The following is a 14328-nucleotide window of genomic DNA, read 5'->3' on the forward strand; positions in this document are numbered from 1 at the left end:
TGACCCAGATTGTTAACAATCAGTGGGAAGGCGTCAATGGGTTGCGCAGAAAGCGATACCGACCGTCGCCCGCGCCCGCCGCGAGCCGACCTTCACGAGCCGACGACAGCCCTAACTCGCCTTCGAAGACGACGAGTTGGCGGATTTCCGCAGTGCGTGGATGACACTGCCGAGGTGCCCCCGGGCGGCCTGCTCGGCGGCGACGGGGTCACGGCCGCAGACGGCATCGATGATCGCGAGGTGTTCGGGGAGCGAGACGGCCGGCCGCCCCGGCTGCAGGGCGAGCCGGAACTGGTGACGCACGGACTGGCCGCGCAGCCGCTCCAGCACACCCTCGGCCGTGGCCTGACCGCTCAGCTCCATGAGGCGGCGGTGCAGCCGGTTGTTCAACCGGGAGTAGACCATGACCTCCCCGGCCTCGACCGCTCCGATCATCCCCGCGCGGATCTCGCGCAGTTCGGCGATCTCCGCGTCGGTCACCCGCTGCGCGGCCTTGGCGGCGCACAGGCCCTCGACCACCATCCGGACCTCGGTGATCTCGATCGCCTCGGCCAGCGGCACCGCGCGCACCCGGGCCCCCCGGTTGGGGATGCGCTCCACCAGCCCCTCGTTGCCCAGCTGGAACAGGGCCGAGCGCACGGCGCCGCGGCTGGCCGAGAACCGCTCCGCCAGGTCGACCTCCACGAGCCGCTGGTCCGGTACGTAGTCGCCGCGCACGATCGCCGCGCGGATGACCTCGACGACCGGGTCGGACCCGGACGGGATGTTGGGTGCTGCCGACACGTGGTTCCCCTTTCCGCGACAGAACGATCAGAATGGCAACGATATTGTCGCCAATCCTGCCCTGCCGTGACGGCCTCCGGCCAGGGACGATGAACACGAACTGGGAGACACCTGTGAACTCCACCGCCGTGACGGGCCTTCGTGTCGCCGTACTGGGGCTGGGCGAGGCGGGCGGCGCGATCGCGGGTGACCTGGTCGCCGCGGGCGCGCTGGTGCGCGGGTACGACCCGAAGGCCGCGGCGCCGCCGGGTGTCGTGGGCACCGACGGCGAGGCGGAGGCGGCCGCCGGCAGCGATCTGGTCCTGAGCGTCAACAGCGCCTCGGCCGCCCCGGACGCGCTGCGCGCGGGGCTCGCCGGCACCGCGCGCGGCTGCCTGTGGGCCGACCTCAACACCGCGTCGCCCGCGGCGAAACGGCACCTCGGCGAGGCCGCGGCGGACGCGGGCATCGACCTCGTCGACGTGGCCCTGATGGCCACCGTGCCCGGCCGGGGCCTGCGCACGCCGATGCTCGTCTCCGGGGCGGCCGGCGGGCGCTACGCCGGCCTCCTCCGTCCGCTCGGCGCGCGGGTGGACGTCCTCGACGGCCCGGCCGGGCTGGCCGCCGAGCGCAAGCTGCTGCGCAGCGTCTTCTACAAGGGGTGGGCGGCGGCCGTCATCGAGGCACTGGAGGCGGCGCGCGCGGCCGGCTGCGAGGAGTGGCTGCGGGAGCACATCACCGAGGAGCTGACGCACGCGGACGCGGCGACGCTGGACCGGCTGGTCGACGGCAGCCACCGGCACGCGGTACGCCGCACGGCGGAGATGCAGGCCGCCGCCGACATGCTCGCCGACCTCGGCGTACCCCCGCTGATCACCTCGGCGAGCCGGGATCTGCTGCACCGGCTGTCCTCGCGGTAGGCGCACCGATCACCCATCCACCTCACCCGACCACTTCACCCATCCATGCTCACCCATCCATGTCGTTCACGTACTTGAACTTTGCGCACATGTGTATACGCGCGCTTCCCTGCATGCGAGACTCCTTCAACTCCCGCACGAATCACCTCAGTTGGAGAGGAAGGCACCCATGCACATGTCCCGCAGGGCCGTGCTGGCCACCGCAGGCGGCGCCGCGGTGGCGTACGCCGCCGTACCTCAGTCCGCGCAGGCGCTCGCCGACCGGCCGCTCGCCGGCCAGGTGCCGGCGGCCACGGAGGCGGTGCTGCGTGACGCGGCCGACTACGCGGTGGCGAAGGTGCGTGCCGTCGCGCCCGGGGTGAGCGCCTTCCCCGTCGGGACGAAGTTCGAGAAGTGGGTCTACTCCCAGAACGGCGACTGGGTCGGCGGATTCTGGCCGGGCGTCCTCTGGATGAGCTGGCTCCACAGCGGCGACGACGACCTGCGCGACCTCGCTCTCGCGTCGGCCGCGAGACTCGCCCCCCGCCGGTACGACACCGGCACCCACGACCTGGGCTTCCTGTTCACCCCGTCCTGGGTCACCGCCTGGCGGCTGACCGGCGACACGTCCTGGCGGGACGGCGCCGTACAGGCCGCACGCTCACTGCTCCAGCGCTACAACCCCCGCGGCCGCTACCTGCGGGCCTGGGGCGCGCTCAACACCTCCGACAACGCCGGCCGCGTGATCATCGACACGATGATGAACCTCGACCTGCTCGTCTTCGCCGCCCGGCAGACCGGCGAGGACGCCTTCATGGACGCGGCCGTGGGACACGCGCGGACCGCGGGCCGCCTCTTCCCGCGACCGGACGGGTCCACCCCGCACGTCTACGACGTCGACCCCGCCACCGGCACCCCCGTCGGCCCCAACACCGTCCAGGGCTACAGCCCGACCTCCTGCTGGGCCCGCGGCCAGGCCTGGGGCATCTACGGCTTCACCACCATGTACCGCCGCACCGGCGACCGCGAGTTCCTCGACACCGCCCGCACCCTCGCCGACTTCGCCGTCCAGGCCCTCGGCCCGGACCACATACCCGTCTGGGACTACCGCGCACCGCAGCAGCCGTACGACATCAAGGACGCCTCCGCCGGGACCGTCATGGCCTGCGGGCTGCTCGACCTGGCCGCCGCCACGGGCAGCAGGACGTACCGCACCACCGCCCTGCGCATCCTCGACGCGCTCTGCCGGACCTGCCTCACCGCCCACTCCACCCGCGCCGAGGCCGTGGTCGCCCGCTGCACCCGCAACCGCCCCGCCGAGGACGGCATCGAGATCTCCCTCCCCTACGCCGACTACTACCTCCTCGAGGCGATCCTGCGCGTCCTGCGGCCGCACGACCTGGACCGGGCGATCGATCTGTCGACGGTCTGACGCCACCCGGCCCCTACGGGGTGGAGTCCTACGGCGCGGAGTCCGTCGTCGCGGGCACGTCCGTCGCCGGTGCGGTGAGGGGGGACGACGGCGGCGGGGACGCCTCCCCCGAGTCGGCCTGGACGACGAGGACGACCGCGATGACCGCCGTGGTCAGGGCAGCCATGGTGACCAGCCACCAGACCCCGATCGCTCTCGCGTGAGCGGCCATGGCACCCTCCTTCGCTGCGGAGCGTACGCCGTTGCCCGAGGACGGAACTCTCTTTTCACAGCACTCGACGACCGGCGCCCCACATCACCACCGGCCTCACCGCCACATTCTGGCCGTCTTTCACGGCTGTCGCGCCGAATTGGGGAATCTGCGAGGCAATCGACCCGGTGGGCCCTTCCCGGCCTATGCCCGGGGCGTGCCGTCCCAGCGCCAGGTGGTGAGACGAGGGTGTCCGGGAAGTTCGGCGCGTCCCGTGGCCCACAGGAGGGTGGGCCACGGGTCAGTGGCCGACGGGGCGTCCGGAAACAGCCGGACGAGCACGCGAGAGCACAGATCGGCAGGCGGATCCCATGCGAGACCGAGCCCGTCCGCCAGGTCGTACGTGTGCACCAGGGTCTCCACGATTCCCATCGCGGCGAATCCCTCGGGGTCCGAGGCGCCGAAGACATGGTGGGCGCGGGTCCCCGGAGGCGTCGTGCGCACCATGGCGACGAGCAGCGCGCCGCTCGCCTCCAGGACCTGCAGCAGGCCGGCGGGCCCCGCCGTGCGGTCCGCGTGAATGGCGTTCGCCGGACCGCCGGGCCGCCGCCGCTCCCACGCGAAGGGCACCTCCCTGTCCAAGGGCGGTGTCTTCGGGCCCAGTTGGGCGGCGTAGGCGAAGAGGTCGTCGCTGAGGTGCTCGACGGTCTCCCAGCAGTCCCATTCCAGCGAACCCGCCTTGCCTTCCCAGGCGGCCGGCGGCGCCTCGCGCAGGACGGCCACCGAGAGCTGCACGGCAAGGTCGAGGTCGTCGGCGGTGACAGAGGGCTGGGAGCGGTCACCAATGGTTGATCCAGACATGGCAGGACCGTACCCGTGCCCCGCAGGAACCGCCCCTCCCTTTTCGATCACCGGCCCGGCGGCCGGTGGTGGGCCCCGTCAGAGCATCGCCAGCCCGGGATCGTGCAGGACGGCCGCGATGTCGGCCAGCAGCTCGGAGCCCTGTTGGCCGTCGATGAGCCGGTGGTCGAAGGACAGGGCCAGCTGGGTGACCCAGCGGGGCTCGATCGCCTCCGCTCCCGACGCGTCCGTCACGACCCAGGGCATGCGCCGGATGGCACCCACGGCGAGGATGACCGCCTCCCCCGGATTCAGGATCGGTGTCCCGGTGTCCACACCGAACACGCCGACGTTGGTGATGGTGACGGTCCCGCCGGTCATCGACTGCGGCGTCGTCCTCCCGGCCCGGGCCGTGCCGGTGAGTTCGGCGAGCGCCTCGGCGAGCTCCCGCAGCGACATCCGGTCGGCGTGCCTGATGTTGGGGACGATGAGCCCGCGTCCGGTCGCGGCGGCGATGCCGAGGTGGACGTAGTGCTTGGGCCCACCTCCTCCTCGACCTGACCGCCGACGGCGCCCTCGCCGATCGCGCGCAGGAGCGGATCACCGTGCACGGCGGGTCGCCGGACCGGGCCCACGACGGCTGGGACGACGGGCGCGCCGCCCTGATCCGGCCCGACGGGCATGTCGCCCGCGCCTGGACGGAGCAGGACGACGCCAAGCTCGGCGCGGCCGTGGACGACGGCATCACCGCCGCTCTGGGGCACTGAGGGGACACGGACCATGGATCTCGAACTCAAGGACAGGGTGTACGTCCTCACCGGTGCCACCCGTGGGCTGGGCTTCGCCGTCGCCCGCGAACTGGTCGCCGACGGGGCCCGGGTGGTCGTCGCCGGCCGCGACGGGAAGCGTGCGGCCGAGGCGGCGGCGGAGCTCGGTCCGAACGCGGCCGGCGTCGGCGTCGACAACGCGGACCCGCGGGCACCGGAATAGCTGATCGCCACCGCACGGGAGCGGTTCGGCGGCTTCGACGGCATCCTCGTCAGCGTCGGCGGCCCGCCCGCCGGCCGCATCGCGGACCACACCGACGCACAGCGGCAGGCGGCCTTCGAGTCGGTGTTCCTGGGTACGGTGCGGCTCGCTCGCACGGCCGCCGCGGAGCTGCCGGCCGGGGGCTCCATCGGGTTCGTCCTGTCGATCACGGCGTACGAGCCGGCCCCCGGGATGGTCCTCTCCAACGGGCTGCGGCCCGGCCTCACCGGCCTGGCCAAGTCGCTCGCGGACGAACTGGGGCCGCGCGGCATCCGCGTCTTCGGACTGCTGCCGGGACGGATCGGCACCGATCGCATGCGTGAGCTGGACGGGCTGTCCACCGACCCCGAGGCCACGCGGGCCGCCAACGAGTCCCGGATCCCGCTGCGGCGGTACGGCACACCGGAGGAGTTCGGACGCGCGGGCGCGTTCATGCTGTCTCCGGCGGCCTCGTACCTGACGGGGCTCATGCTCCAGGTGGACGGCGGCGCGCGGCACGGCTTCTGACGGTGCGCGGCGGCGCGGGTGTGAACGTCCACAGGAACCGCCCAGGATTCGGGATCATGCCTGTAGCTTTCACTCTTGAGAACCCAGGTTCTCCCTGTCAACTCCCCTTTCCGCCGCAGCACTTCGCCGAGAGGCCCGTATGTCCAACCCCCCATCCCCCGCCCCGACGACCGCTCGTCACCGCAAGGCGAAGACCCTGCACCCCGCACTGCGCAGGGTCGCCGTCGTCGCGGTGACCGTCCCCGTCGCCGGGACGATCCTCTTCGGTACGACCGCCTTCGCCGCCGGCAACACCGTCTCCACGGCCACGGCACTCGACCCCGCCGAGCAGAAGATCGCGGACGATCTCGGCACCCGCGTCCAGGACACCCGTCTCGGCACCACCCTCAGCGGAGTCGTCATCGACGCCGAGTCCCAGAAGGTCGTCTGGGGCCACGACGCGGCCACCGCGCTGATGCCCGCGTCCAACACCAAACTCGGCACCGCCACCGCCGCGTTGACGGTGCTCGGCCCCGACCACCGGTTCACCACCAGGGCCGTCTACGGCAACGGCACGCTCACCCTCGTCGGCGGCGGCGACCGCACCCTGACCAGCGCCGACCTCACCGCGATGGCGAAGAGTGCCGTCGCGGGCCTCAAGAGCGCGGGTCTCACCTCGGTCGCGGTGAAGGTGGACGACAGCCTCTTCCCCGCGCCCACGCTCGCGACCGGCTGGAACGACGGCTACTACCCGGACTCGGTCGCACCGGTACGGGCGTTGGTGGTCGACGGTCACCACGTCACGGACACGTCCCTCGACGCGGGCCAGACCTTCGCCAGGCTCCTCGCCGCGCAGGGCGTCACCGTCACGGGCACCGTCGCCCACGGGACCGCCGGCACGGGTGACGTGCCGGTCGCCCAGCACCAGTCCGACGCGCTGTCCACCATCGTGAAGCACATGCTCAAGGTGAGTGACAACGATATCGCCGAGACGCTGCTGCGGATGACCGCGATCGGCGCCGACCGCCCACCCACCTTCGAGGACGGCGCGGCCGTCGTACGCGAGGTGCTCGCCCGGTACGGCGTCTCGCTCGACAACTACGAGATCCACGACGGCAGCGGCCTGTCCCGCGCCAACCGCATCCCGGCACAGACCATCGCCGACATCCTCGACGTGGCCGACGCCCCCGGCAACGCGCAGGTCCTCGGCTCCATCATCGATGGCCTGCCCGTGTCGGGAGAGGCCGGCTCCACCCTGGGTCCCGAATGGGGCCGGTTCGACACCGCGGACTCGCAGTGTGCCGTCGGCAAGGTCATGGCGAAGACGGGCACCCTCACCGGTGCGATCGCGCTGAGCGGGCTGACCAAGGCCGGGGACGGCCGCTGGAAGATCTTCTCCTTCATCGAGAACAACTCCACCGCCGACCCGGCCGCCACCAAGGACGCCCTGGACGGGCTGGCGGCCACGGTCAACGGCTGCTGGGCGTAACCGATCCCCAGGAAATGATCTCCGCGGTGGTCGACGCCGAGCCGCGGGCGGCGACGGGGCCGCTGCCGCCCGGGCCCGAGCGTCGGCCACCGTCCGGTCAGAGGGAACCGCCGCTCCGGCCAGGTTCGTGTCCAGGTACAGAAGGAAGGCGAACCAGACGAAGTCCGCGGGGGAATCATGCAGATCATCGAGGTGACCGGATACTCCGTCAGATCTGCCGCCATCACGATGAGGCGGAAGGGGATGCCACTGGAATTCGTGATCTTCCCGATGCTGCACGTGGCCTCGCCCACGTTCTACTCCCAGGTCCGCCTCCGGCTCAAGGAATGCGATCTCATCGTGCTCGAGGGAATCCGGGGGAAGTCGGCCGGAGTGAGCGCCCTCACGCTGGCCTACCGGTTCGCTCCCCGCCGAAGGCGCAACGGCCTTCAGGAACAGCGCGAAGACACCCTCCTTCCCAAGGACGTGCCGGTCATCAACCCGGACGTGACCGCGGCGGAGGCGATCGAGGACCTCAAGACACTGCCGCGGTGGATGTACCTGCTGCTCATGATCGCGGCCCCGGTGATGGGCCTGGTGTTCGCGCTGCGCGGTCCGAGCGCCTTCCTCGACGAGGACCTGGCGGTCGAGGACCTGCCGTCGACACTGCGGGCGGAGATGCTGGCCGACAATCCCGTGGAGCAGGCGATGACCGGCCGGCGGGACCAGCGGTTGCTCGACGCGCTCGGCCGGATCCACACGGAGCGCGGCAACGAGGCGATCCGGGTGGCCGTCGTCTACGGGGCAGGCCACGTTCCGGCGATCGTGTCGGGACTGTGGGACCGCTATGGGTACCGGCCCCGGGAAGCCGAGTGGATCACCGTCTTCATCCAGCGGTGAACCCTCCGGACCGGCACCACGGCGTCCCGGGTCGCCTCACGGGGCGCTGTCTCCGCCGGTGTCCGTGAGGAACGCCGCGCGGAGTTGCAGCGGCGCCATGCCGTGCCAGCGGTGCACCGCTCGGCGGAGCGCACGTTCGTCGGAGAAGCCTGCCTGGCGGGCCACCTCGCGAAGGGTGAGGTGGGGGCGGTGCAGGAGGTGTTCGACGCGTTCACGCCGTACCCCCTCGACGATCGCCTCGTAGGAGGTGCCGCAGCCGGCAAGGCGGCGGCGCAGCGTGCGTTCGCTCGACGCGTGTCTGCGGGCCTGTTCGGCGAAGGACGGAACCTCCGGAAGGCTCTGCGCGACGGAGATCTCCAGTACCTCCAGGAGGTCCTGCTGGCGGCGACGTGAGGCCATCTGCGCTTCGAGGAGTTCGAGGGTCGCGGCGTAGGTGACCGGATCACGGCCCGGCATGGGTCGGTTGATCCATGTCTGGGGTACCACCAGGCGGTTGCGGGACGCGCCGAAGTGCAGGGGGCAGCGGAAGAGGTCGCGGAACGGCTGGACATCCTGCGGCGCGGGGAAGGCGAAGTGGATGTCCTGCGGTGTGAGGCCGGCGCCGGCGGCGAGGCGGCCCAGCGTGACGACGCTGGAGAACGCCTCCTCGACGAGGAAGACGGCGACGAGCGGGTCGACCTCCGGATCCGGCAGGTCGGCCCGCACCACGTAGTCGGGGCCTTCCGGGCCCGCCGACCAGACCGTCATGGCCCCGGACACGTTCTGGAAGCGCACGCCCGCGTCGATGGCCGCCCGGAGGGTGTCACTGGCGAGCATGGCGAAGCCCAGCAGCCCCCAGGCGGTGAGGTGCTGCGCCGCTCCCACTCGCAGGCCCAGGTTCTCGTCCCCGGTGAGTTCGATGGCGCGCCGGATGACGGCACTGCCCTGGCGGTAGGAGACCCGCAGGGCCGCCGATCCCAGCAGGGCCTCGGTGAGGCCCACCTGGGTCAGCTCCGGGCGCAGGTCGACGCCGTACTCCCCGGTGATCTGGCCGAGATAGCGCAGGATGTTCGGCGAGATCGTCGCCGACGTGCTGCGCGTGGTGCCGTTCTCCGGACGGGGTGGCTCGGGCATGGCTTCTCTCCAGGGCCGTACTGGCGACCACTTTAGGCAGTCGCGTCCGCTTTCCGCCTTGTCAGCGCGTGCGGATCCACACCGTCTTCTCCCTGGTCCACTGGTCGAAGGCGTTGGTGGACCGCTCCGCCCCGCCGAATCCGGACTGCTTCCAGCCGCCGAAGGGGGAGGTGATGTCGCCCTCGCTGTAGGCGTTGACGGAGACCACTCCGGCCTGGATGCCGCGGGCGAGACGGACGGCGGTGTCGAGGTCGCGGGTCCACACGGAGGCGGCGAGGCCGTAGTCGGTCGCGTTCGCCGTCCGGATCGCCTCCTGCTCGGAGGTGAAGCTCTGGACGGTGACCACGGGGCCGAACAGTTCCTCGGTGAGGACCCTGCTCCGGGCGGGGGCGCCGACCACGACGGTGGGCGGGTGGTAGGCCCCGCGCGGGTGGAGGCCTTCCGGCAGCCGGGGTGCGTGCGCCACGGCTCCGGCGGCGACCGCCTCGGCCACGGCGCCGGCGACCCGGTCCCGCGCCGCAGCGCTGATGAGCGGTCCCATGCGGGTGTCCGGGTCGGCGGGGTCGCCGACGGCCAGCGCCCCGGCGGCGGCCGTGAACCGGGCGACGACCTCGGCGGCGATGTCCTCGTGGACCAGGACACGGGAGCCGGCCGTGCAGTTCTGGCCCGCCGTCAGGAACGCGGCCTCGATCATGTCGTCGACGAGTTCGGCACCGAGGTCGAGCGCGTCCGGCATCAGGACCTGGGGGCTCTTGCCGCCCATCTCCAGGGAGACCCGTTTGAAGTTGGTCTCCGCGGCATCCGCCAGGATCCGCCGTCCGGTCGCCGTCGAGCCGGTGAAGGACAGGGCGTCCACCCCGGGATGGCGGGCGAGCGCCCGGCCGGCCTCCGCCCCGTGGCCGGGCAGGACGGTGAGCGTCCCGTCCGGCAGACCCGCTTCGGCGGCCAGCCGGGCCAGGTGGAGGGCCGAGCGAGGGGTCGCCTCGGCCGGCTTGAGCAGCAGGCTGTTGCCCGCGGCGAGGGCGGGGCCGACCTTCCAGGCGGCCATGGCAAGGGGGTAGTTCCACGGGAGGATCGCGGCGGCCACGCCGACGGGTTCCCGGCTCATCAGGCCGAGGTGGTCGTGGCCGGTGGGCGCGACGCGCCCGAAGACCTTGTCGGCGGCCTCCGCGAACCAGCGGATCGACTCGATCGCGCCGGGCACGTCGCCCGTACGGCAGTCCGTGATCGGTTTGCCCGCGTCCTCGCAGTCCAGGCGGGCCAGGATCTCGGCGTCGCGTTCCATCAGGTCCGCGAGGCGCAGGAGTACGGTGGCCCGCTCCCGGGGCGGTCGGCCCGACCAGACCCCGCTGTCGAAGACACGGTGGGCCCGCTGCACGGCTGCGTCCACCTCGCCCGGGGTGGCGGCGGGCAGGGTGTCCAGGGTCTCTCCGGTCGCCGGGTTGACGATCCTGAGCAGACGGACGTTCGTTTCGGTGATCACGGTCATGCCTCTTTCACCAGTTCCCAGTGGCCGTCGACCTGACGGGCCAGCCCCCTGCGCCGCAGGTCCTCCAGGTAGCGGGCCAGGCCGCGTTCGCCGCGCCTGCGGAAGAGCGGGAGCAGCCGGGGGAGGAGGTTCGGGGCAAGCATGGAGAAGCGGACCAGGAGCGATTCGCCGACGCGTGGATACGCCTCGAAGCGCGGCCGGTCGAGCAGGCTGACCACGGCGGCGACGACGTCGGACGGCTGCTGCGGCGGGTCCTGGAACTGGAGGGAGTTGCCGCCGTCGACGGCCTCCCGGCGCAGCATCGGGGTGTCGGTGGCCGACGGCAGGACCGAGCCGACGCGGATGCCTTTGGCACCCAGGTCGAGGGCGATGGACAGCATCGCGCCGCGCAGCCCGAACTTCGACGCCGCGTAGATGGGGGTCTCCCCCTGGGGGAAGATCCCGGCGAGTGACACGGTGGTGATGACGCGCGGGTCGGCGGAGGCCCTGAGCAGGGGAATGGCGAGCCGGGTCGCCACCAGCGGCGAGATCATGTTGAGGTCGATCTCCCGCTCGATGCTCTCCACCGCGCGCACGTCGAAGCGCTCGGTGCTGGTCATGCCGACGTTGTTGACCAGTACGTCGAGGCGGCCGAAGGCGGAGGCGACGTGCTCGAAGAGGGCCGCCACCCCGGCCCGGTCCAGCAGGTCGCAGCCGAGGCCCAGGTGTCCGGCGCCGGGCAGGGCGTCCGCGACCCGCCGCGCGCGCTCACCGTCGATGTCGACGACGACGCACACGGCGCCGCCGGTCGCGAACCGCCGGCACAGCGCGCTGCCGATGCCGCCCGCGCCGCCGGTCACCAGCATCACCTTGCCGGTGCAGTCGTAGCCGCTCATGCCACCGTCTCCCTGCTGCGGAGGGCCGGCACGGCCGGAGGGCGCCCCTCGGTGGGCCAGCCCATGGCGGCTGCGACCTTCCTGAGGTATCTGGTGTACGCGGCGCTGTCGACATAGCCGGTGTGGCGCGGGGAGTCCACGAACCGCAGGCCGCCGGTCAGGTCGGGGCGGTCGTCCCGGATCATGCGGGCGAACCGCTCGGCGTTCGGCAGGCCCCGGCGGGAGTCCTGGACGAAGCCCGCGATCAACTGCGCTTGTGTGTCGAACAGTTGGTAGGCGCCGGAGTTGGTCTCGATGAAGCCGACGCCGAACAGCCCTTCGTGCTCGCGGGAGAACGAGGACAGGTACAGGTCGGGGTGCTGCTCGTCGCCGAAGTAGCGCTGTGCGACGGGCACTTTGTGGACGTAGCCGGTGGCCAGCAGGATCAGGTCGAAGTCGTTGCTGGTGCCGTCGGTGAAGTGGACGGTGCGGCCCTCGGCCCGTGCGATGCCCGGTCGTGCGGTGATGTCGCCGTGCTGCAGGTGGTGGAGCAGCATCGAGTTGACCGTCGGATGGGTCTCGAAGAGCTTGTGGTCCGGTTTCTGCAGGCCGAGGCGGCGCGGATCGCCGTTGATGATCCGCAGGAGTGCGCCGAACAGCTTCTGCTCCAGCCACTTCGGCATCCGGGGACCGACGCCTTCGAGGGTGTCCACGGGCCTGCCGAACACGTGCTTGGGGATGAACCAGTAGCCGCGGCGCATGCTGATCTCCGCGTGGTCGGCGGCCCGGGCCGCGTCGCAGGCGATGTCGCAGCCGGAGTTGCCGGCGCCCACCACCAGGACCCGCTTGCCGCGCAGTTCGTCGCTGCTGCGGTAGCCGACCGTGTGCCGGATCTCGCCGCTGAAGTCACCCGGGATCTCGGGGATGTTGGGGTGCCACTGCGCGCCGGTGCAGACCACGACCTGCCCGTGCCGACTGGTCCGTCCGTCGGACCGGGTGACCGTCCAGGTGCCGTCCGGGTTCTTGACCACGTCACGGACCTCGGTGCCGAACTCGATCCGCTCGGTCAGCCCGTACGCGTCGGAGAAGGACGTCAGGTACGACAGGATCTGCCGCCGCGAGGGGTAGTCGGCGAAGTGGTCGGGCATCGGCCGGCCGCCGAAGCCCGAGAGGGTCCTGCTGGAGATGAAATGCGCCGACTCGTACATCGGGCTGCCCGGGTTGTCGATGTCCCACAGACCTCCCGGACCCGTGTGACGCTCGATGTGCGTGTAGGGAAGCCGTCGCTCACCGAGCGCCCGTGCCACTGCCAGCCCCGCGGGACCCGCACCGATGACACATATGTCGAATTCGGACTCCGTCACGAGTCCACCTCCTCTCGTCGCCACGTTTCGGCGTGGGAGGAACTTAGGCAGCGGGCGGGCACCGGCGGACTGGCCCGTGCGGCCACATAGGGGGCCGCAGCGGCCAGCCCGCTGACCTCCTGGGGCACGCCCGGCCGACCGCTGCTGGCCGCCAGGGTCCCCGGTGTGGCCGTCGGTGTCCTCCGCGGGGTCGGTCCGCATTCCTACCGTTGCTCCAACTCGCGCGCCCCGGCCCGCCCACGGTCCGTGACAGGAAGAGGCCCCATGACCCAGTCCCTCGGAGCGACGGCTCCGCCTCTGTCCGTGAGAAGCGGCCCGCTCGCGGGGGCCCGCCGGGTCACGGCCACCGTGTTCGCCGCCCAGGGCGTGGCGGTGGCCGCGGTGTCCACCACCGTGCCCGCCGTGCAGAGCCATCTGCGGCTGTCGTCCCTGGCGATGACCGCGCTCACGGTCGCCCTGACGCTGGCCGCGGGTGCCGGCAGTTTCGCGGGCCTGGCCGCCGTACGCCGCTCGGGCACCGTGGCCGTCATGCGCGCGGCGGTGCTGACCGCGGCCGTGGCCCTGCTGTCCGTGGCCTGGGCGCCGGGCCTGCCGGTCGCTTCGGCGGCCTATGTCGTCTTCGGGCTGGCGCTGGGTGCGATCGACGTGTCCGTCAACACCCGCGCGGCCACCGTCGAACGTCACTACGGGCGCAGCATCCTCTCCTCCTTCTACGCCGCCTGGAGCGCCGCGGGGGTGGCGGCCGCGCTGCTGACGGCGGGCGTCTCCCGGCTGGGCTGGCCGGTCGAGTACGTCCTCACGGTGCACGCCGCGCTCGTGGCCGTCCTGGCCCTGACCGTCCGGCCCCATGTCCTCCCGCCCGCGCCGTCACCGTCGCCGTCCGACGACAGGCCGACGCCGGCCGAGGAGGTCCTGGGGCGGCGCGTGTGGGCACGGCTCGTCCCCTTCGGTGTCGTTCTCCTCGTCGCCTACGTCGTCGACTCCGCGGTCTCCGCCTGGTCGACCGCCTACCTCCACCAGACCCTCGCCGCGTCCCTGGCGGCCGCGCCGCTCGCGTACGCGGCCTACCAGGCGGGCACCGTGACCGGCCGGGCGGGCGCCGACCTCATGGTCCGCCGGGTCGGGCCGGTGGCGGTGGTCCGCGCCGCCGCCCTGCTCGCGGCCGTCGCCCTGGCCGCCCTGGCAACGGCCCCGAGCTGGCCGTACGCGGTGGTCGCGGCCGGGTGCACGGGCCTCGGGGTCGCCGCCCTCACCCCGCTGTGCGTCGCGGCGGCCGGCCGGCTGCGGCCTAGTGCCCCCGAGACGGTGCTGGCCCGGCTGAACGTCTTCAACTACGTCGGCGTTCTCGTCGGGGCCGGTGCGAGCGGCGGCCTGGGGGCGACGGGCCACTTCCGCATCGCCTACGCGATACCCGCCGCGCTCGCCCTGGTCCTGGTGACCATGGCACGCTTCTTCCGGACCGGCGGCACCCGGGCCGCCGCGTCGACCGCCCCGTAGCGAGC

General features: G+C 72.2%; 13 protein-coding genes and 2 pseudogenes. 7 read left to right on the plus strand and 8 right to left on the minus strand.

Annotated elements, in window-relative coordinates; translation table 11 throughout:
* Positions 1 to 111: 111 nt before the first annotated feature.
* Positions 112 to 783 carry a GntR family transcriptional regulator gene (locus ABZ887_RS23660; RefSeq protein WP_361292552.1) on the minus strand — a complete coding sequence of 224 codons (672 nt, stop codon included), beginning with the start codon at positions 781 to 783 and terminating at the stop codon, positions 112 to 114.
* A gap of 113 nt (positions 784 to 896) precedes the next feature.
* Between ABZ887_RS23660 and ABZ887_RS23665 the strand changes: the two genes are divergently transcribed.
* Together ABZ887_RS23665 and ABZ887_RS23670 are read left to right on the plus strand one after the other, a co-directional pair.
* Entirely contained in the window at positions 897 to 1682 is a 786-nt protein-coding gene (locus tag ABZ887_RS23665) for a DUF1932 domain-containing protein (protein ID WP_361292554.1), read from the plus strand.
* A 169-nt stretch (positions 1683 to 1851) separates the two neighbouring features.
* Complete coding sequence (locus tag ABZ887_RS23670) at positions 1852 to 3093, plus strand: glucuronyl hydrolase (protein ID WP_361292556.1); 1242 nt, start codon at positions 1852 to 1854, stop codon at positions 3091 to 3093.
* Positions 3094 to 3121: 28 nt separating this feature from the next.
* On the opposite strand, the gene ABZ887_RS23675 is transcribed toward ABZ887_RS23670, so the two are convergent.
* The 3 genes and pseudogenes from ABZ887_RS23675 to ABZ887_RS23685 form a co-directional block, all read right to left on the minus strand.
* The gene (locus ABZ887_RS23675; protein ID WP_361292558.1) at positions 3122 to 3304 is read right to left on the minus strand and encodes a hypothetical protein; all 183 of its coding nucleotides are present in this window, start codon (positions 3302 to 3304) and stop codon (positions 3122 to 3124) included.
* Between the two features lie 183 nt (positions 3305 to 3487).
* Positions 3488 to 4144 carry a maleylpyruvate isomerase N-terminal domain-containing protein gene (locus tag ABZ887_RS23680; RefSeq protein WP_361292560.1) on the minus strand — a complete coding sequence of 219 codons (657 nt, stop codon included), beginning with the start codon at positions 4142 to 4144 and terminating at the stop codon, positions 3488 to 3490.
* Between the two features lie 78 nt (positions 4145 to 4222).
* Positions 4223 to 4660 (minus strand): annotated as a pseudogene (locus tag ABZ887_RS23685) (2-oxo acid dehydrogenase subunit E2); the annotation flags it as partial.
* 62 nt (positions 4661 to 4722) lie between these two features.
* Between ABZ887_RS23685 and ABZ887_RS23690 the strand changes: the two are divergent.
* The 4 genes and pseudogenes from ABZ887_RS23690 (at position 4723) to ABZ887_RS23705 (ending at position 8006) form a co-directional block, all read left to right on the plus strand.
* The gene (locus ABZ887_RS23690) at positions 4723 to 4890 is read left to right on the plus strand and encodes a hypothetical protein (RefSeq protein WP_361292672.1); all 168 of its coding nucleotides are present in this window, start codon (positions 4723 to 4725) and stop codon (positions 4888 to 4890) included.
* A 13-nt stretch (positions 4891 to 4903) separates the two neighbouring features.
* Positions 4904 to 5659: pseudogene (locus tag ABZ887_RS23695) on the plus strand (SDR family oxidoreductase).
* Between the two features lie 139 nt (positions 5660 to 5798).
* Entirely contained in the window at positions 5799 to 7127 is a 1329-nt protein-coding gene (gene dacB / locus ABZ887_RS23700) for a D-alanyl-D-alanine carboxypeptidase/D-alanyl-D-alanine-endopeptidase (RefSeq protein ID WP_361292562.1), read from the plus strand.
* Positions 7128 to 7370: 243 nt separating this feature from the next.
* The gene (locus ABZ887_RS23705) at positions 7371 to 8006 is read left to right on the plus strand and encodes a hypothetical protein (RefSeq protein ID WP_361292564.1); all 636 of its coding nucleotides are present in this window, start codon (positions 7371 to 7373) and stop codon (positions 8004 to 8006) included.
* A 36-nt stretch (positions 8007 to 8042) separates the two neighbouring features.
* On the opposite strand, the gene ABZ887_RS23710 is transcribed toward ABZ887_RS23705, so the two are convergent.
* The 4 genes from ABZ887_RS23710 to ABZ887_RS23725 form a co-directional block, all read right to left on the minus strand.
* Entirely contained in the window at positions 8043 to 9119 is a 1077-nt protein-coding gene (locus tag ABZ887_RS23710) for an AraC family transcriptional regulator (RefSeq protein WP_361292566.1), read from the minus strand.
* Positions 9120 to 9180: 61 nt separating this feature from the next.
* Positions 9181 to 10608, minus strand: a complete 1428-nt coding sequence (locus tag ABZ887_RS23715; protein ID WP_361292568.1) for an aldehyde dehydrogenase family protein — start codon at positions 10606 to 10608, stop codon at positions 9181 to 9183.
* Positions 10605 to 11483: an SDR family oxidoreductase gene (locus ABZ887_RS23720; protein ID WP_361292570.1), complete on the minus strand. Its 879-nt coding sequence runs from the start codon at positions 11481 to 11483 to the stop codon at positions 10605 to 10607. The genes ABZ887_RS23715 and ABZ887_RS23720 overlap by 4 nt, the downstream gene beginning before the upstream one ends.
* Positions 11480 to 12826 (minus strand): NAD(P)-binding domain-containing protein, encoded by a 1347-nt coding sequence (locus ABZ887_RS23725; RefSeq protein WP_361292572.1) that lies wholly within the window; start codon positions 12824 to 12826, stop codon positions 11480 to 11482. The genes ABZ887_RS23720 and ABZ887_RS23725 overlap by 4 nt, the downstream gene beginning before the upstream one ends.
* Before the next feature lie 264 nt (positions 12827 to 13090).
* On the opposite strand from ABZ887_RS23725, the gene ABZ887_RS23730 reads away from it, so the two are divergent.
* A complete protein-coding gene (locus ABZ887_RS23730) occupies positions 13091 to 14323 on the plus strand; it encodes an MFS transporter (protein ID WP_361292574.1) in 1233 nt (410 codons plus the stop codon).
* Positions 14324 to 14328: the final 5 nt, after the last annotated feature.

Source organism: Streptomyces sp. NPDC047061, assembly GCF_040643955.1.
Taxonomy (GTDB): domain Bacteria; phylum Actinomycetota; class Actinomycetes; order Streptomycetales; family Streptomycetaceae; genus Streptomyces.

Excerpts from the sequence above, each read along its gene's own strand:
- dacB (WP_361292562.1), top strand. The coding sequence starts at position 5,799 with ATGTCCAACCCCCCATCCCCCGCCCCGACGACCGCTCGTCACCGCAAG.
- ABZ887_RS23670 (WP_361292556.1), top strand. The coding sequence starts at position 1,852 with ATGCACATGTCCCGCAGGGCCGTGCTGGCCACCGCAGGCGGCGCCGCG.
- ABZ887_RS23720 (WP_361292570.1), bottom strand. The coding sequence starts at position 11,483 with ATGAGCGGCTACGACTGCACCGGCAAGGTGATGCTGGTGACCGGCGGC.
- ABZ887_RS23710 (WP_361292566.1), bottom strand. The coding sequence starts at position 9,119 with ATGCCCGAGCCACCCCGTCCGGAGAACGGCACCACGCGCAGCACGTCG.
- ABZ887_RS23705 (WP_361292564.1), top strand. The coding sequence starts at position 7,371 with ATGCCACTGGAATTCGTGATCTTCCCGATGCTGCACGTGGCCTCGCCC.
- ABZ887_RS23730 (WP_361292574.1), top strand. The coding sequence starts at position 13,091 with ATGACCCAGTCCCTCGGAGCGACGGCTCCGCCTCTGTCCGTGAGAAGC.
- ABZ887_RS23680 (WP_361292560.1), bottom strand. The coding sequence starts at position 4,144 with ATGTCTGGATCAACCATTGGTGACCGCTCCCAGCCCTCTGTCACCGCC.
- ABZ887_RS23675 (WP_361292558.1), bottom strand. The coding sequence starts at position 3,304 with ATGGCCGCTCACGCGAGAGCGATCGGGGTCTGGTGGCTGGTCACCATG.
- ABZ887_RS23715 (WP_361292568.1), bottom strand. The coding sequence starts at position 10,608 with ATGACCGTGATCACCGAAACGAACGTCCGTCTGCTCAGGATCGTCAAC.